Annotated in this window: 13 protein-coding genes; 6 read left to right on the forward strand and 7 right to left on the reverse strand. The window is 41.9% G+C overall.

All coding sequences use genetic code 11. The annotated features are described in order from the left end of the window. Positions 1-50 precede the first annotated feature (50 nt). The 3 genes from ABKW31_RS01235 to ABKW31_RS01245 all read left to right on the forward strand — a co-directional run bounded on the left by ABKW31_RS01235 (position 51) and on the right by ABKW31_RS01245 (position 6,124). Positions 51-1,172, forward strand: a complete 1,122-nt coding sequence (locus ABKW31_RS01235; protein WP_348614319.1) for a 4-phosphoerythronate dehydrogenase — start codon at positions 51-53, stop codon at positions 1,170-1,172. Positions 1,173-1,213: 41 nt separating this feature from the next. After that, entirely contained in the window at positions 1,214-2,230 is a 1,017-nt protein-coding gene (locus tag ABKW31_RS01240; protein ID WP_348614321.1) for an aspartate-semialdehyde dehydrogenase, read from the forward strand. A gap of 429 nt (positions 2,231-2,659) precedes the next feature. Next, positions 2,660-6,124, forward strand: a complete 3,465-nt coding sequence (locus ABKW31_RS01245) for a FimV/HubP family polar landmark protein (RefSeq protein WP_348614323.1) — start codon at positions 2,660-2,662, stop codon at positions 6,122-6,124. Positions 6,125-6,241: 117 nt separating this feature from the next. On the opposite strand, the gene ABKW31_RS01250 is transcribed toward ABKW31_RS01245, so the two are convergent. The 3 genes from ABKW31_RS01250 to ABKW31_RS01260 form a co-directional block, all read right to left on the reverse strand. Continuing rightward, entirely contained in the window at positions 6,242-6,964 is a 723-nt protein-coding gene (locus ABKW31_RS01250) for a DUF481 domain-containing protein (RefSeq protein WP_348614324.1), read from the reverse strand. Between the two features lie 82 nt (positions 6,965-7,046). Continuing rightward, positions 7,047-7,775: a DUF481 domain-containing protein gene (locus ABKW31_RS01255; RefSeq protein WP_348614326.1), complete on the reverse strand. Its 729-nt coding sequence runs from the start codon at positions 7,773-7,775 to the stop codon at positions 7,047-7,049. Between the two features lie 188 nt (positions 7,776-7,963). Then, complete coding sequence (locus ABKW31_RS01260) at positions 7,964-8,818, reverse strand: HDOD domain-containing protein (protein WP_348614328.1); 855 nt, start codon at positions 8,816-8,818, stop codon at positions 7,964-7,966. Positions 8,819-8,981: 163 nt separating this feature from the next. On the opposite strand from ABKW31_RS01260, the gene ABKW31_RS01265 reads away from it, so the two are divergent. The 3 genes from ABKW31_RS01265 to ABKW31_RS01275 are packed head-to-tail and all read left to right on the forward strand — an operon-like array spanning position 8,982 to position 12,170. Further along, complete coding sequence (locus tag ABKW31_RS01265) at positions 8,982-10,427, forward strand: wax ester/triacylglycerol synthase family O-acyltransferase (RefSeq protein ID WP_348614329.1); 1,446 nt, start codon at positions 8,982-8,984, stop codon at positions 10,425-10,427. A 15-nt stretch (positions 10,428-10,442) separates the two neighbouring features. Then, on the forward strand, positions 10,443-11,201 hold the full coding sequence (locus ABKW31_RS01270) for a hypothetical protein (protein ID WP_348614330.1): 759 nt from the start codon (positions 10,443-10,445) through the stop codon (positions 11,199-11,201). A 51-nt stretch (positions 11,202-11,252) separates the two neighbouring features. Next, on the forward strand, positions 11,253-12,170 hold the full coding sequence (locus tag ABKW31_RS01275; protein ID WP_348614331.1) for an alpha/beta hydrolase: 918 nt from the start codon (positions 11,253-11,255) through the stop codon (positions 12,168-12,170). 34 nt (positions 12,171-12,204) lie between these two features. Here the strand turns inward: ABKW31_RS01275 and ABKW31_RS01280 are convergent, their stop codons facing one another. The 4 genes from ABKW31_RS01280 to lpdA all read right to left on the reverse strand — a co-directional run bounded on the left by ABKW31_RS01280 (position 12,205) and on the right by lpdA (position 17,644). Then, positions 12,205-12,987: an SDR family oxidoreductase gene (locus tag ABKW31_RS01280; RefSeq protein ID WP_348614332.1), complete on the reverse strand. Its 783-nt coding sequence runs from the start codon at positions 12,985-12,987 to the stop codon at positions 12,205-12,207. A gap of 38 nt (positions 12,988-13,025) precedes the next feature. After that, a complete protein-coding gene (locus tag ABKW31_RS01285; RefSeq protein WP_348614334.1) occupies positions 13,026-13,271 on the reverse strand; it encodes a DUF1289 domain-containing protein in 246 nt (81 codons plus the stop codon). 620 nt (positions 13,272-13,891) lie between these two features. Continuing rightward, positions 13,892-15,958, reverse strand: coding sequence for a M13 family metallopeptidase (locus tag ABKW31_RS01290; RefSeq protein WP_348614335.1), 2,067 nt, complete (start codon positions 15,956-15,958; stop codon positions 13,892-13,894). A gap of 264 nt (positions 15,959-16,222) precedes the next feature. Then, positions 16,223-17,644 (reverse strand): dihydrolipoyl dehydrogenase, encoded by a 1,422-nt coding sequence (lpdA, locus tag ABKW31_RS01295; protein ID WP_348614337.1) that lies wholly within the window; start codon positions 17,642-17,644, stop codon positions 16,223-16,225. Between the last annotated feature and the right edge of the window lie 99 nt (positions 17,645-17,743).

The raw sequence follows: 17,743 nt of genomic DNA on the forward strand, positions 1-17,743 counted from the left end.
TCGTGGCATACTATCGTCCTGTATTTTTCTGTAAACAAGACCCTTATTTAATGAGAATTTATTACGAAGATAGCATGCCCTATGCTGCAGAATTTTTTTCTGAGTTAGGTGATTGTCAGGTCTTTTCACATAAAACCATTACTGCCGAACAATTAATCGATGCAGATGTGCTGCTGGTGCGCTCTACCACTAAGGTCAATGCCGCATTATTAGCCAATAGTCCAAACTTGAAATTTGTTGCTACGGCTACGGCGGGGACTGATCATGTGGATATCGATTATCTAACTCAGCGGGGCATTCATTTTCAATCGGCGGGAGGATGTAATGCAGTTGCTGTCGCAGAATACGTAATGAGTGCTTTGTGTATTATGGGTGACAAGCTTAACTGGCAATGGCATGACAAAACAGTAGGAATAGTCGGTGCTGGCCATGTGGGTAGTGCCTTACAAAAGAAACTAGATGTGCTTCAGGTTAACTACAAACTTTGCGATCCCCCTTTACAACAAGCAGGTGACCCACGTCAGTTTGTCGATATGCAAGAGATCATGAAGTGTGATGTGATTACCTTGCATGTGCCACTTGTGACCAGCGGACATCATCCTACTGAACACTTGTTTGACCTTGCACGCTTGACTCAACTGAGTGAACAACAATTGTTGATAAATGCCTGTCGAGGTGAGGTTGTCGATAATGCAGCCGCATTAGCCTTATTTGAAGCGGGGCATAAACGGCATATCGTTTTAGATGTATGGGAAAATGAACCTGATATAAACTTGTCGCTAATCCCTTATGTTGCCTTAGGTACTGCGCATATTGCCGGTCATACTATTGAGGGTAAAGCACGGGGAACAGAAATGTTATATCAAGCCCTTTGTGAGTTTTATCAGCTACCCAATACCAAACGCTTAAGTGATTATTTACCCACTACACAAACCCAACTAAGCTTTAATCCACTGCATGATTTGAGGCAGAATATTAATGATTTTATACTAGAAGTTTACAATATCAGTACTGACAGTGAACATTTTAAAGCGGCTATGCAAAATGCAGAGCAATTTAGATATATCAGAAAACACTACCCTATAAGAAGAGAGTTTTCTGCGGTACAGGTTAATACTGGAAATTTTGCCGAATCAAAGGCAATCTACGCCCTCGGTTTTTTACAGACTTAATTGGCTGATTTTTATTTTATTTTTATAGGAGTATATCAAACATGTCGCGGTCTTTTGATGTTGCTGTGCTAGGCGCTACCGGATTGGTAGGGCAGCATATGATCGAAATTCTTGAACAACGGAATTTCCCGGTCAACACACTTTATCCTTTAGCAAGCTCACGCTCAGCCGGTGGTACAGTATCATTCAAGGGTAAAGATATTACCGTATTGGATGCTGAAACCTTTGACTGGTCAAAAGTACAGCTTGGTTTCTTTTCAGCGGGTGGCAGCGTGTCAGCCAAATACGCCCCCATGGCGGCTGAAGCAGGCTGTGTGGTCATCGACAATACATCTCATTACCGTTATGACGATGATATTCCCTTAGTCGTGCCAGAAGTGAATGCCCATGCATTGGCCGACTTTAGAAATCGCAACATTATTGCTAATCCCAATTGCTCAACTATTCAAATGTTAGTTGCGCTAAAACCAATTCAAGATGCAGTTGGTATTGCACGGATTAACGTGGCGACGTATCAGTCTGTCTCTGGTGCAGGTAAATCTGCCATGGACGAATTGGCTCATCAAACAGCCGCATTGCTAAGTGGTAAGGAAGTGCAAACCAAGGCCTTTAGTCGTCAAATCGCTTTTAACGTTATTCCACAAATCGACGTCTTTATGGATAATGATTACACTAAAGAAGAAATGAAGATGGTGTGGGAAACCCAAAAAATTATGGGTGACAACACTATTTTAGTGAATGCCACAGCTGTGCGTGTTCCGGTCTTTTTTGGTCATGGTGAAGCTATTCATATTGAAACACGTTCGCCTATTGATGCTGAAGAAGTGAAAAATCTGTTAGCTGATGCACCAGGCGTCAAATTGATGGCACAGCGCGAGGACTTCCCGACGCAAGTAGGTAACGCTAGTGGTCATGATGAAGTGTTTGTTGGTCGTATTCGCAATGATATTTCTCACCCAAATGGTATTAATATGTGGGTGGTTTCGGACAATGTGCGTAAAGGCGCTGCCACCAACAGTATTCAAATTGCTGAAGTGCTGATCCGCGACTACTTGTAATACCTCCATATAGTTTGTACGACTAAGGGGGCATTGGTTTATAGCTAATGCCCCTTATGTTTTCTGCCAATTTGCCGATGACTTTTCATACGTTTTAAAAAACGCTTTTTGATGACTTAAGTCGCTGTATTCTAGATCCGTTTTCTCATCTGGTTTATAGTGTTTGGGTTGAGTGTTTATGACTAGAAAATGTTGGAATACCATTTGCTTACCATTTGTTAATATAATGTCATTAAATCGGCAATAAACAAAAAGTCTAAAAGTTTGACGCTTGCTTAATGGCACTCGACATGAAAACTGATGTGAGTGCAGGTAGTGGAATATAACTAAAATGAGTAGGCTAGCTTTTAGTATTACTCAATAAAATTGATTTTTAGGTCTGAGTGGAATCGCACAAAACATGACACAACCAATATTGGGGCAAGCCGTTTGACAATAAATATGCTAAACAAGGCGAGACTATTTGTCGTTTGTTGCAGTTTTGCTATTTCAACACTGTACGCAGCAGAACCTCAAAGTGCCGAAATCAAAGGGCCTAAAAATAGTTCAGCGCAATATTCTGGGGTGACTTATGGCCCTATTAAATCTTCCGATACGCTTTGGCAAATAGCCAGTCGCTATCGCCAAAATAAAGACCTATCTATTTATCAGGTCATGTATGGTATTTACCAATTAAATCCAGACGCCTTTGAGCAAGAGAACATTAATCTTGTTAAAAATGGCACAATTCTCAATTTACCCTCCGAAAGATACGCGCTCAGAATTGATAAAGCTGCTGCACTTGAACGCTTTCAAGCGGATGAGCAAATACTTAAGATTGCCCAATCCAATTTGGCCTTGTCTAAGGCGTCTTCTCCTGCAAATGCCGACTTGGCGAGTGAATTATTAAGCAACGCGGCAGCGAACAGCAAAGTCAGTAAAAATGATCTTGACGAAACTAAGGCGCTAATTGAGGAAAGATTGGGCGCCTTGGATGAGGCACAATCACGCCAATTTTTAGAAATTCGGCAACAATTTGCCGAATCAATTGGTCAAGTTCAGGCCATATTGACTGAAAATCAAAAGCTATTTGAACGACTAGACAAAGTTAATACTGATATTGACCAAATGCGGGTTGATGAAGTCAGTAAAAGTCAGCAAATGGATCAAATGGGCCAGAGTATTGAGGAGTTACTGGCGCGTTCTCGATTAGAAGACGAACTTAAAACAAAACAAGCAGAGGAGCAGGCCAACTCAAATTGGTTAGATAGTCCTCTTGCGCTTGCTGCTATCACCGTACCCCTGACTTTATCGATCATTGGAGCATTAGCTTACTTTTTCTTAATGCGTCGCAATAACCAAAAATTGCCTAACGAACTTGATCTAGTTGAAGATGACGATATTTCCCTTGATCCCCACACTTCAGCCCTTGATGATTTATCGGATGCCTTAAGTGACGAACTCTCTGATGAATTAGGCGACGAGCTTGATGATGACAATCTCTTTGGTGATGATGATTTACTCGACGACGTATTGGCCGAGGAGTTACGAGAATCTTTAGATGACGCCTTAGATGATTCCTTAGACGATTCTTTCGAGGAAGATATTGATTCCTTTGATGATCTCGGCGATGACGTGCTTGATTCAAGCACTGCAGATGAACCCTTTGAAGAAGGTGAGCAACAACTTGAGCAAGACGATCTAGATAGCTTATTTGATGAAGATGAGATGGAAGATCTGCTGAGTGACCCAGATGATGGAGCAGAAGCTGAATTAATTGATAGTGATATTGATGGGCTATTGGCGGAGACAGCAACGCCAGAAGAAGACGTTGCTGAGCAAGTAGATGATGACTTAACCACACAAGCAGAGGGTTTGGACGAACAAGAACCTGTTATTGCCACCATTCCAGATCAAGAAGAGCCACCTGAAATAAGCATTGATGAATTATTTGAAGGTGGAGTAGCGCCTATCACACCAGAGGTGATATCTGATGAAGACGAAGATATCAATGAAGACGTATTACAAAAGCTAGATAACGAAATTTCGACTCAAAATGCTGAGATAGATAATTTAACCGGCAATCTGCTTGATGAGTTAGAACAAGTTGAACAAATGCGCGATATGCTGGGTGAATTCGGTGATGACGACGAAGATGAAACTGAGGAAAACATTGCGGTACAACCCAGTATACAGAAACTCGATGAGGACAGTTTAGCCGCTGGCTTTGATGAAAATGCTGGTTTTGAACCAGACTTTTTGGACGTAGACGAAGAGACGGCAAATACCTCTATAGATGATATCGACGAAACTGAATACGACCTTGAAGAAGCTAAGGATGCTCAAGAAATTAGCGACGTACAAGGGGCTGATGAGGCTGAAGAATTAGAGCAAGCTGAAGTATTAGCCGACGTTGAAGAAAATGATGAAGTCGAAAAAAATGATGAAGTCGAAGAAGGCGATGACGTCGAAGAAAATGATGAAGTCGAAGAAAACGATGAAGTCGAAGAAAACGATGAAGTCGAAGAAAACGATGAAGTCGAAGAAAGCGATGAAGTCGAAGAAAACGATGAAGTTGAAGAAAGCGATGAAGTCGAAGCAAGCGATGAAATCGAAGAAAGCGATGAAGTCGAAGTAAGCGATGAAACCGAAGAAAACGATGAAGTTGAAGAAAACGATGAAGTTGAAGTAAGCGATGAAGTCGAAGAAAACGATGAAGTCGAAGAAAACGATGAAGTCGAAGAAAGCGATGACGTCGAAGTAAGCGATGAAGTCGAAGAAAGTGATGAAGTCGAAGAAAGCGATGAAGTCGAAGAAAGCGATAAAGTCGAAGCAAGCGATGACGTCGAAGAAGATAATGAAGTCGAAGAAAGCGATGAAATCGAAGAAAGCGATGAAGTCGAAGAAAACGATGAAGTCGATGAAATCGATGACGTCGAAGACTTGGACGACGGCGATGCAGTCGACGAAGCTGAAGAACAGAGCACAGAAGCGCAAAGCGCACAATTTGAGCAACAATCTCAAAACGATAATGGCCTCGATGAAGATCAGTTAGAAAAAGCGTTAGAAGATTTTGAACACCAAGAATTAGATGAAGTACTAAAAGATTTAACCTCTAATAAAAAAGACCCTCTGGATTCACTAGACGATTTGGAGTTTGGGGCAGTCGCTGAAGATTATTTGGAACACAAGTCTAGCGATAGCCAGATTGAGTCTGAAGAACCAGATGATTCATTATTAGAACAAGCCTTAGCTGATCTTGATTCTGACGCTGAATCCCTCAGCGAAGATAATGAAAATGATGAGCCCTTAGCTGAGTCGACAGCGGATGACTCACTGGATGATTTCCCTGGTTTGGGCGATTGGCTAACGGAAGATAAGCACCCTGATTCTGCCAAGAGCAAGAAGAGTCAACTACAAAGTAATATTGAAGATGATTCCGTACTGGAAGAAATTGAAGACGCAGATTTTGATGAGTTACTTAATTCTATTGATATCAGCAATGACAAAGATTACTTAGAGGCTGATGACGGTTTAGATATTTCAGCTCTGCTTTCAGAGCCTTCCACACAAGACAATTCTGACAGTGAAGTGACTGATAGTAGCGATGAGGATGATTTTTTAGATGTCGAAGCTTTACTAAATGATAGTTTCGACGAGGGAAATGATACGACCACGGATAAAGATTTTGATTTGTCAGCGCCACTTGCATCTTTCTTCGGAGACCCACAGGATGGTGAATCTATTGATGTAGATGATGACAGTGGTTTTGGCGCAAAGTTAGATCTTGCCCATGCCTATATTGAAATTGGTGAGCATGATTCAGCGGTCGAATTGTTGCAAGACATTATTGATAATGGCGATCAGCAACAAATAGCTGAGGCTCAAGCGGTATTAGCTAACCTTTCTGATTGATTAGATTAGCCTTGTAAAAAATCATCAAGCTGAAATTTATTTAAGCGTTTAGAAACTAAAAAGCCAACTTATTCCAGTTGGCTTTTTTCATCATACTTAGTTTAGAAGAGTCTAGGTTTAGAAAAAGGTATAAACAACGGTTACAGCTGTTTGTGTATCAAGATTATCCTTACCTTCGACAACATCAGAGTTATGATCCATCAGCAGTGATACCTTCAAAGAAAGTGCCTCATTAATTTTAGCTGATAACGAGGTTTCTGATTTTGATTTTGTATTGTTACTACCGACTTCGCTAGACAGTATCTGTTTGAAAGTCGCAGTATCAGAAACCTTCCATTGATAATCTATTGCTCCCCTGACGATAACACCATTCTCAGACACTCCGTCATTGGTTTTCGCAAACGAATAACCCGGACCTATGCTGTAGCTAAATCTGCTGCTAGGATCATCCCATAATTTTTGTTGCCAACCTACTGCTAGGGTAGCCTGATAATCATAACTACTAAATTTGTCGTCAGCATAAGATGCAAAACCAAACAAACGGTGGTCGGGGTTATCTAATTTATAGTTACCTTGCGCAGACATAAAGTATTTTTGCGCTGTCGTTTGGGACACACCGGCGACATCATCTTTTTTATACAGACCTTCTATAGAAAAGTCGTTACTCCACATATCAAGTTCTTGGTGAGCGGCTAATTTACCTTTAAAAGATGTGGTTTCAGTATTACCTGTGGTAGAGATGAAACCAAATTCACCATCCATTGATAAGGGCTTAACTTCGTCTGCTGCAGTTGCGATGCCTGAAGCGAGAAGTCCTAGAACGACTAGTGTTTTTTGCATGAAATATCCTTAAATTAAATTAAACGCGTTTTTTAAGCGCTGGCGCAATACCAAATCATAATATTCTACCCCATTGGTTAGTTTAGAAAAACTGATAAACCAAGGTCACGGCTGTTTCTGTGTCTAATTCTTCAGTTTCTTGACTGACACCGGTGTCGTGATTAAGTACAAAAGTTAATTTCATGGCTAAGGAGCCATTGATTTTCGTGGACAATGAGGTTTCAGATTTGGTTTTTGTAGAGTCAGTCGCGGCTTCTGTGCTAACAAATTGTCGAAATGTGGCCTGCTTATTAAACTTATGTTTATATTCAAAGGCTGCTCTAACAATTAGGCTTTGTTCATCGGGTAGGTTTTTAACTGGTTCAAACTTTGATACAGCGTAACCTGGTCCTATGCTGTATTTTAATTCGCTAATGTCGTCTCGCCATAATCTCGATGTCCACCCTGCAGCAATAGAGGTTTGATAATCGAAACCGCTAAAACGATCATCTTCATACTCACCATAAATAAAAACACGATTATTGGGGTCAGGTAATTTGTAATCTAACTGTGTGGATAAAAATAGTTTCTGGGCAGAAGTTGCATCTACACGTTCCCCTTCTACTACTGAACTACTGCGCTTGTACAAGACATCACTGATAACTTGATAGCTCCAATATTCCAATTCTTGGCTGGTATTTATTTTTGCTGTAATGGTAGAGGTATTGGTATTGCCGGCGGCTACCACTAAGCCAAATTCTCCGATCATTGACATTTCACTGTCTTGACCGATAGCGTAAGAGGGTTTTTCAGCCATATATAATGAACGCATTATATTAAGCTGTGCATGACTATGGCATGCGAATAGGAAAAGTAACAAAAAACATTTTTTCATCAAAAATATAAGCTTTAGCGCCAGTAAAAAGCAGGGGGCATTGTATAAAACTAATGGCGCAAAGTGCAAAAATAATGCAGGAAAAAGCTCAGTAAAAACATTAATTTATGGGTTTTAATAATTAATTAGCTAACTTTTTTTCGCTTTGGCTGCATTAAGGTAATAATATTGTCCGATTCCATAAGCGCATACTTTACTGCCGCATTTAAATCATAGTTCTCTAGCTTTAACGCGCTGATAACCAATGGTGGAACAAGTTGATGAATAGTGTACATGTCTTGATTTGCCATAGCGATACTTGCTCTGACTGCGCAAAAAATAACCGCTATTTCTTTGTTGTTTAAGGCTTTATTTTCGTCATGGGTATATTTAATCGGCAAGTAAAGTTGAGACGGTAAACTCCACATCTGCATCAGCTCTGAACTGCACTGCGCATAGTCAAAGCCCAGAACTTGTTGTTGTTGTTGCCAAGGGCAAACGGTCTCACTGTATTGGCTACTCTTTATCGCCAGCTCAGGAGCTTGAACAGCCACCAGAAGCTCGCCAATATTGTGCAGTAAACCCAAAACAAAAAATCGCTCGCTGCCACGAATGCGGGCAATTTTGGCCAGATGTTTTGCCACTAAACCTGCATACACGCTCTGTAACCAAAACCTTTTTAAATCAATTACATCACTACTAAAATGCTCAAAAGCTGAACTGGCAGTCTCTGCCATCACTAAGTTATACAAAGCTTCACCACCGATAACCCCTATGGCCTTCGATAAGGTATCGATTTGCGATTCAAAACGAAATAGGGATGAGTTGGCTAACCTGAGTAATTTAGATGAGAGTGAGGGATCTAAAGCGATGAGAGCGCCAATATCATCGAGGCTGGTATTGTCGTCATCTAGCATTGACCGAATTCGCACGCAGATATCCGGCAAGACAAAGGATTGGCTGGCAACTTTAGCAACATCTTTAGGGTTTATAGTTAGCATAGTAATATTTAGTATTTCCAGACTCGCGCATATTATAAACAGATGATAGCGCAAATAAGTGTCACCTTATGCATAAGGATTCATAAATATTATTACTCTCACTCTTGTGAATGGTGTAAGTTAACAAAGAATTTACAAAATGTTGTGAGGCTTGGGGAAATTAATGGAAGAATTAAGCGGCTTAGATGCATCTTTTTTATATTTAGAAACGCCCAAAATACCCATGCATATAGGGGGGGTTGCGATTCTAGAAGGCTCACTTAGCTTTGATGACTTTAAACAGTATGTCGCTGATAGGCTGCACACCGTCGACAAACTCACGCAGAAATTAGTCACGGTACCTCTTAGCCTTGATAGACCGTACTGGGTCGAAGACCCTGATTTTGATATAAACCTGCACTTGCATCGCACCGCATTACCTCGTCCAGGTGGTTGGAAAGAGTTACGTTATTTGGCCTCGCACATATTTTCGCAACAACTGAATCGTGAGCGGCCCTTATGGGAATTTGTTTTTGTCGAAGGGATAGACACTATCGCCCAAGTGCCCAAAGGCTCGGTTGCTCTGATCACCAAAGTTCATCACGCAGGTTTTGATGGTAAATCAGGTGACGATCTGATGAGTATGTTATTTGACATTTCACCGACCCCCAGAGCGGTGCCAGCAAAAGTTGCCAAACAAATCGAAGATGTGCCTGGACCAATAGGTTTGATGGCCAAGAGCGCTTACAATTTTGTTACTCGTCCAACTAAATTGCCCGGTTTGTTATGGGATACAGGTAAAGCCACGCTAAAAGCAGGTTATATGACCCGTATCCAGGGGATCAAAATGCCGACCTTGCCTTTTCGAGCCCCAAAAACACGCTTTAATGACACAGTTGAATTAGAACGGGTGTGGAATTCTGCGATTCTCGATGTTAATCGAGTCAAAGCTCTGCGCCAAGCAGTTGAAGGCGCCACCCTAAACGATGTTATTTTGGCCATTTGTGCGGGTGCATTGCGACGCTACTTACTTGAAAAAGATGAATTGCCAGAAAAACCTTTGGTTGCAATGGTGCCAGTGTCGACTCGCTCTGAACAACAAAAGAATGCCATGGGTAATCAGGTTTCTGCAATGTACATCCAGTTGGCAACAGATGAAGAAGATCCAATCAAGCGATTAAAGAAAATTCATCTTAATACGCTAATTGGAAAGCTGTATCAAGATGCGGTTGATGCAAAAAGCTTGATGGGGTATGCCGAATTAATTCCTTTTGGCTTAGCAGGGGTAGCCGCCCGTTTTTACTCACGAGCCGCCATCGCCAAACATCATAATCCGTTTTTTAATGTCGTTATTACGAATGTCCCCGGTCCACAAATACCCATTTATTTGGCGGGCCATAAGTTAATCGTCAACATGGGAACGGCACCTATTTTTGATGGTATGGGGCTGATTATTCCTATTTGTAGTTATAACGGTGTATTGACGATTAGTCCGACCAGTGCAGCCAATTTAATGCCAGATTTGGACGATTTCACTCGTTATATTCGTGAAAGTGCTAATGAATTGGAAGTTGCAGTGCAAGAAAAACTAGCTGGATTAGAGGCACTAAAACGCTTAATGCAAGAGTAATTTAGAGGATAAAGTATGAGACATGCTGTAATGAAATTGAGTTTACCCAAACCTTCATTGTTTCATTTTTTAGTTGAGGGCCGTTCGTTGTTTGAACTTGGTGCGACCGGATTGGCTATGCCGTCTTTGCGCAAAGCTCCAAGTGGAGATGGTCATCCTGTAATGGTACTTCCAGGATTTTTGGCCAGTGATTTAAGTACTAAAGTTTTACGTAGCTTTTTAAAAGGCAAAGGTTATCAATCCAGTGGTTGGGGCTTGGGTCGTAACCTTGGCAACCATATAGTGGGAGGTCAACAAATCATTAGTGATAAATTGATTAATCAAGTTTTACGTATGAGCATTGAACACGATGCGCCTGTGAGTCTAGTTGGCTGGAGCCTTGGTGGCATCTTAGCCCGCGAAGTGGCCCGAATTATCCCTGATTGTGTGCGCCAAGTTATTACCCTTGGTAGTCCTTTTAATGGCCCTCATGGAGCGTCACCTATTGCTGCAAAAATCTTTGATCTAATCAATGGTGATCTGACTAAAAGTAATGCACAAGCGATGCAACAAATGTTACTAGCGCCACCTGTGCCAAATTCTGCTATTTACTCACGCAGTGATGGCGTAGCGCATTGGCAAGCCTGTATCAACAATGATGATGAACATCAACAGTCTGAAAATATTGAAGTTCGAGGCAGTCATATCGGTTTGGGCCATAATTCGCAAGTATTGTGGATCATCGCCAATCGCTTAGCTCAAGCTAGAAACCAATGGTTACCTTATCAAGCATAAAGCCTGATTCAGCTCGTTAGCAAACTGCTACTCTAAGTAAGGAAAGTCTGCATGGCAGAATATGACAATATTATGCATCAAGCTGAACAACAGGTAGATGTTAATGGCATTCGTATTAACTACGATGCCTTTGGTGATAGGCAAAACCCAGCGATTGTATTAATTATGGGTTTAGCCACACAGATGATTTTTTGGGATGAGGGATTTTGTCGACAATTGGCTGCAAATGGATTTTGGGTGCTGCGTTTTGACAATCGTGATATCGGCAAAAGTTGCTGGATGACAAAAGCAAAAACTCCCGGAGTATTTGCATTTTTAAGCAATGGTTTATTTGGTAAGCGGCTTAAAGCGCCTTATCTGCTAAGCGATATGGCTGCTGATACTCTGGGACTACTTGATGCGCTAACTTTAGCTCAAGCGCATTTTGTTGGGGTATCTATGGGTGGAATGATTGCGCAAACAATTGCAATTGAAGCCCCTCAACGCGTGCTAAGTTTAACGTCAATTATGTCAACTACTGGCGACCGTGCATTGCCCAAACCGAAAAAATCTGATGCATTAAAGTTAATGACACCGCCACCCAAAGAAAAACATGCCTATATCAAACACGCCGCTGATATCTGGCAGTTGTTACATGGTTCGCATTTTCACTTCGAAAGAGACAAAATTGAACTACAACTTGGCATTGCGCGGGAAAGGGGATTTAATCCTAAGGGTATTAGTCGTCAATTAGCAGCAATAATCGCCTCACCTGACAGAACAGACGCTCTAGCACGCTTGAAAATGCCTTGTCTAATTATCCACGGTGACAACGACCCATTAATATTAGTTGAATGTGGACGTGCCACCGCTAAGGCTATTAAACAAGCTGAACTAGTGATTTACCCGGGAATGGGACATACACTGCCAAGTGAGCTGCATGGGGATATGATTGAGCATATTAGTGATATGGCTAAGTCAGTTTCTTAAACAATTAACTCACTTGAGTTAATTGTTTCCAAGCCTATTTAAAGCGGCTAAATAATCCATTTACGCCGCGCACCATCCAACGTGGATAGTGACTCGCCCATTGCACAATGGCTTTATTTGCCAGTTTATCTAAAAATACTACCTCACCTTTCATACTGGCTTTATAGGCTTGTGCTGCGAGTTCCATCGGATCTGCTTTGAGGAACTTAGGTATAAAGCGCTCCAAACCTTCAGCATGGCTAAGCATTTTAGTTTCTGTCATGCCGGGGCATACACAAGTTATTGTTACCCCTGTACCACGCAATTCCTCGGCTAGGCCTTCAGAAAATGACAAAACAAAAGCCTTACTTGCGCCATAGGCAGAAAAGTTCGGTGTCGGCATAAAACTGGCAATCGACCCAATATTGACGATTTTCCCTTTGCCTCTGGCAATCATTGGGTTGATAAAGTAATGCGTCATATTGACTAAACTTTGCACATTTAATTGCAGCAGATTATTTAAACTTTGATTATTACTTTGATGCAGTTTTTCGACTAACATCATGCCGGCATTGTTGACCAGAATATCAACAGCAATGTTTTGTGTTAGCAAGTCGTCAAAGAGGTTTTTTGCTGCATCTACTGGGATCAAATCGTAAGGAAAAACCTTAACTTCGATTGCATATTTAGTGCTCAGCTCAGCGGCAAACAACTCGAGTTTTTCCTTACTGCGTGCGACTAAAACTAAGTTGTGTCCATTTTGGGCGTAAACCTCGGCAAAACAACGACCGATACCTTCAGAAGCACCTGTAATTAGGGCGGTTTTCAAGTTGTGCATAATTTCCCTTTTAAATAAGGTAATAATTTTTAATCGATTCAGTCCAAAAGACTAATTTGTTGTTGCTCATCAGTGCCTTTAGTTGGTTTTGAGTGAGTCTGTGAGAAACGTTTTTTACGCAAAGCGCAGGCTTTAATAACCTTGCTTTGCACATCTTGTTCAAGTTTTGTCCAATGCAGCCTTTCGTCTCTTGAACGAAAGCAACCCAAACAATAACCCTTAGGGCCGGATTGGCATACACCAATACAAGGACTGGTTATTTCAAAGATTTCAATTTGTTTCACAGCCCACCTCAATGGGATAAACAATCAAAGCACATCGCTTATTAAACAGTAAAGCCGCAGACGAGTCGAATTTACTTACATCAGATTTTTTTAGGAGCTGTCGGTAAGCGGTATTTTTGAGTTGTGAACATTTCGACAGATTAGATTTAGATTAGGATTGTGGAAAGATTAGTCTTTGTGGCTGGTTTGTTCGTACCTGAAGGAACTCCTACGAGGGTGGGGAGGACTGTCTTTGTGGCTGGTTTGTTCGTAATTGGAGGAGCTTCTACAAGGGTGGTGAGGGCTGTCTTTGTGGCTGGTTTGTTCGTACCTGAAGGAACTCCTACAAGGGTGGTGAGGGCTGTCTTTGTGGCTGGTTTGTTCGTCCCTGAAGGAACTCCTACAAGGGTGGGGAGGACTGTCTTTGTGGCTGGTTTGTTCGTAATTGGAGGAGCTTCTACAAGGGTGGTGAGGACTGTCTTTATGGCTGGTTTGTTCGTACCTGAAGGAACTCCTACAAGGGAGGGGCGGTGAGTGCAGGCTCTGTGGAAATTATGTTTTGGCTTTAAGCTACTTTCTGACTTGTCAAAAAAAAGCCCTAATCAAGTATTACCTGATTAGGGCTATATCTATTAGACTTCTTACCAGATTTTTACTCGATCTTCTGGTTTGAGGAACATTCCGTCGCCTTCTTTAACGTCAAAAGCTTGGTAAAACGCATCAACGTTGGGTGCAATACCATTTACGCGGAATTCGCCAGGTGAGTGGGGGTCACTTAACAATTGTGCTCTCAGAGAATCTTCACGTGACTTACTGCGCCATACCTGGGCATACCCCATAAAGAAGCGTTGTGCCCCTGTTAATCCATCGATTACTTGTGCTTCTTTGCCCATTAATGACATTTGATAGGCTTTATAACCGATTGTCACGCCAGCTAAGTCACCGATATTTTCACCCAGCGTCAGGCTACCATTTACATTTTGGCCTTCAATTGGTTCAAATGCGTCGTACTGAGCAACTAACTTTTTACCTAGAGCATCAAAGGCTTCACGATCGGCGTCAGTCCACCAACTACGAAGGTTACCTTGTCCATCGTATTTAGAGCCTTGGTCGTCAAAGCCGTGACCGATTTCATGGCCGATGACCGCACCTATTGCGCCATAATTTGCTGCGTCATCCGCATTCATATCAAAGAAAGGTGGTTGTAAAATTCCAGCAGGAAAGACGATCTCATTTCTGACCGGGCTGTAATAGGCATTAATGGTTTGTGGTGTCATGCCCCAATCTGCCTTGTCCACTGGTTGGCCAATTTTTTTCACATCTTCCATATGGTCGAAGGTAGAATAACGTAAATAATTGCCTACGAGGTCATCGGCTTTGATTTCTAAGGCCGAATAATCACGCCATTTACTTGGGTAACCAATTTTAGGGGTAAATGAAGCAAGTTTTTCTAGGGCTTTGACCTTGGTTTCTTCACTCATCCAATCAAGTTGCTGGATACTATCGCCGTAAGCTTTAATCAAATTTTTGACTAAGTCGTCCATCTTGGTTTTAGCTTCAGGAGTAAAGTGACGTTCAACATACTGCTGACCTAATACTTCACCTAGTACACCACTTGTGGAGTTCACTGCACGTTTCCAACGTGGCTGTTGCTCTGGAATGCCGTTTAGCGTGGTTGAGTGAAAGGCGAAGTGCAAATCCACAAAGTCCTGACTTAAACGACTTGCATAGCTGTCAACCAAGTTAAAGGTTAAATAGTCTTTCCAGGTTTGTAAGTCGTGGCCAGTCATTATACTACTGAGCTGCTCAAAGTAGGGCATATTGCGTACTACTAAGTTTTCAACCGAGCCGATACCACCTGCATCTGCATAGGCTTGCCAATCAAAACCTGTGAGTAGGGCTTTTACTTCATCTTTACTGCGGTTGTTATAATTTTTCTCTGCATCGCGACTTTCAACTCGAGAGATGTGCTTTGAGGCAATGTCTTTTTCTAAAGCCATGATGCGCTTTGCCGCGTCAACTGAGTTAGGTGTTCCAGCCTTAGCTAATATTTCTGCCATGTACTTTTCTGTGGCTACACGGAAATCGACGTATTTTTGCTCATCTTTGCTGTAGTAGTCTCTATCGGGCAGGGTCAAGCCAGCTTGATATAAATACATTGTTGTGACTTCGGGATCTTTAGCATCCGGTGAGGTGTAGTAATTAAACGGGCCACCTACACCTAGAACATATAACTCGCCCATTTTTTGCGCAAGTTGAGCGGGCGTTTTGATCGCAGTAATTGCATCAATATAACTCTGTAAGGGGCTTAGACCTAATTCGTTGGCACGGTCTACATTCATGTAACTGTTGTACATGTCACCCAGTTTCTGGGTATTGGATCCCATTTCTGCCTTGGTGTCTGCCGCTTCTTGAATAATGGCTTTTAGATTTTCTTGAGTATTGTCATACAGTACATTGAATACACCATAACGACTCTTATCTGCCGGTATCTCTGTGGTATTTAACCAGTGGCCATTAACATGGCGAAATAAATCGTTTTGGGCACTTACTGTTGAATCCACGGCCGTTAAATCAATGCCTGATGTTAGCGCGATTGTTTCAGCTACTGTCTGAGTTGCCTGTGTTTCAGTTTTAGATGCTGGGCTACAAGCGGCTAATCCTAGAGCCACTGATACGCCTAAAGCGAGCATACTTAATTTGTTCATCTGTTTTCCTTCGTAGGAGCAAGTTATAGGGGATTATGCCTTCTTGATCTTATTATTTTGAGAGTAAAAATCCGCCAGAGTCTACTGTTTGCAGGAGGGCCTTGCAAAATGTTATGTATTTAAAGTGTGAATAATTGTTACAAAACATAGATATTTAATGGATTGCTTGGAGTGAAAATGCCGAGGAGGGTCCGAAGTTTGCGTTTTTGTTAGAATAAAAAAAGGGCCGTATTGGGCCCTTTGTATTTAACGTTTTAAAGTCTATTATTTTTTCTTGGCTTTGGGATTAGGCAAGTCAGTAATACTACCTTCGTACATTTCTGCAGCTAAACCAATTGACTCGTTAAGTGTTGGGTGAGCATGGATGGTTAATGCGATATCTTCAGCATCGGCACCCATTTCTATGGCAAGTCCAATTTCACCTAACATTTCACCAGCGTTAATGCCGACAATGGCTCCACCGACGATGCGATGAGAATCTTTATCGAAGATAAGCTTAGTCATTCCTTCTGTGCGACCAGAAGCAATCGCACGGCCAGAAGCGGCCCATGGGAATGTAGCAGTCTCAACACTTAAACCTTGTTCTTTGGCTTCTTTTTCAGTCACACCTACCCAAGCCATTTCTGGATCGGTATAAGCAACAGAAGGAATACATTTAGGATCAAAGTAATGTTTCAAACCAGAGATAACTTCAGCTGCAACATGACCTTCATGTACCGCTTTATGAGCTAACATGGGCTGACCAATCAAATCACCAATGGCAAAGATATGCTTGACGTTAGTGCGTAATTGCTTGTCTACGTTAATAAATCCACGCTCGTCAACAGTAACACCTGCTTTGTCGGCATCAACTAGTTTACCGTTTGGACGACGTCCAACAGCCACTAATACTTTATCGTAACGTACCGCTTCAGCAGGGGCTTGTTTACCTTCAAAAGTGACATAAAGGCCATCTTTTTTAGCTTCTACGCCGGTAACTTTGGTTTCTAACATCACGTTAAATTTCTCTTTAACGTATTTCTGATAAACCTTAGCAACATCTTTATCTGCGGCAGGAACAAGTTGGTCTAAAAATTCAACCACATCAATTTTCGAGCCTAGGGCGCGATAGACTGTACCCATTTCCAAACCGATAATACCACCACCGAGTACTAACATTTTTTCTGGAATGTCGGCCATCTCAAGGGCGCCAGTTGAATCAATGACACGTGGATCATCTTTCGGAATAAAAGGTAGGCTGATAGGCTCAGACCCTGCAGCAATAATCGCATGTTCAAAAGTAATGACGGTTTTACCGTCAGGGCCTTCAACTTCAAGAGTATTGCTACCGGTAAACTTTCCGAAGCCTTGCACATGTTTAACTTTGCGCATTTTTGCCATACCAGATAAGCCTTTGGTTAACTGGCCAACAACGCTGTCTTTCCAACCGCGAACTTTGTCTAAATCTATTTTTGGCTCACCAAAGACAACACCATGGGCGGCCATGTCTTTTGCATCATCTATTACTTTTGCGACATGCAATAAGGCTTTTGACGGGATACAACCGACGTTCAGACAAACACCACCTAGAGTTTCTCGGGCGTCGACGATGACAGCTTCTATTCCTAAGTCAGCAGCACGAAATGCCGCAGAATATCCGCCAGGACCTGCGCCTAATACTACTAACTGGGTTTTAATTTCGCTCATTATGACCTCAATTTCTTTAAATTTTTTATTTGCTTTGTATGGACGCTGAAATTCTACCTAGTCGCCCGAGAGTTAGCAAAGAAAAGGCGCTAAAACACG

This window comes from Paraglaciecola sp. 25GB23A, assembly GCF_040012495.1.
In the GTDB taxonomy this organism is placed as follows: domain Bacteria; phylum Pseudomonadota; class Gammaproteobacteria; order Enterobacterales; family Alteromonadaceae; genus Paraglaciecola.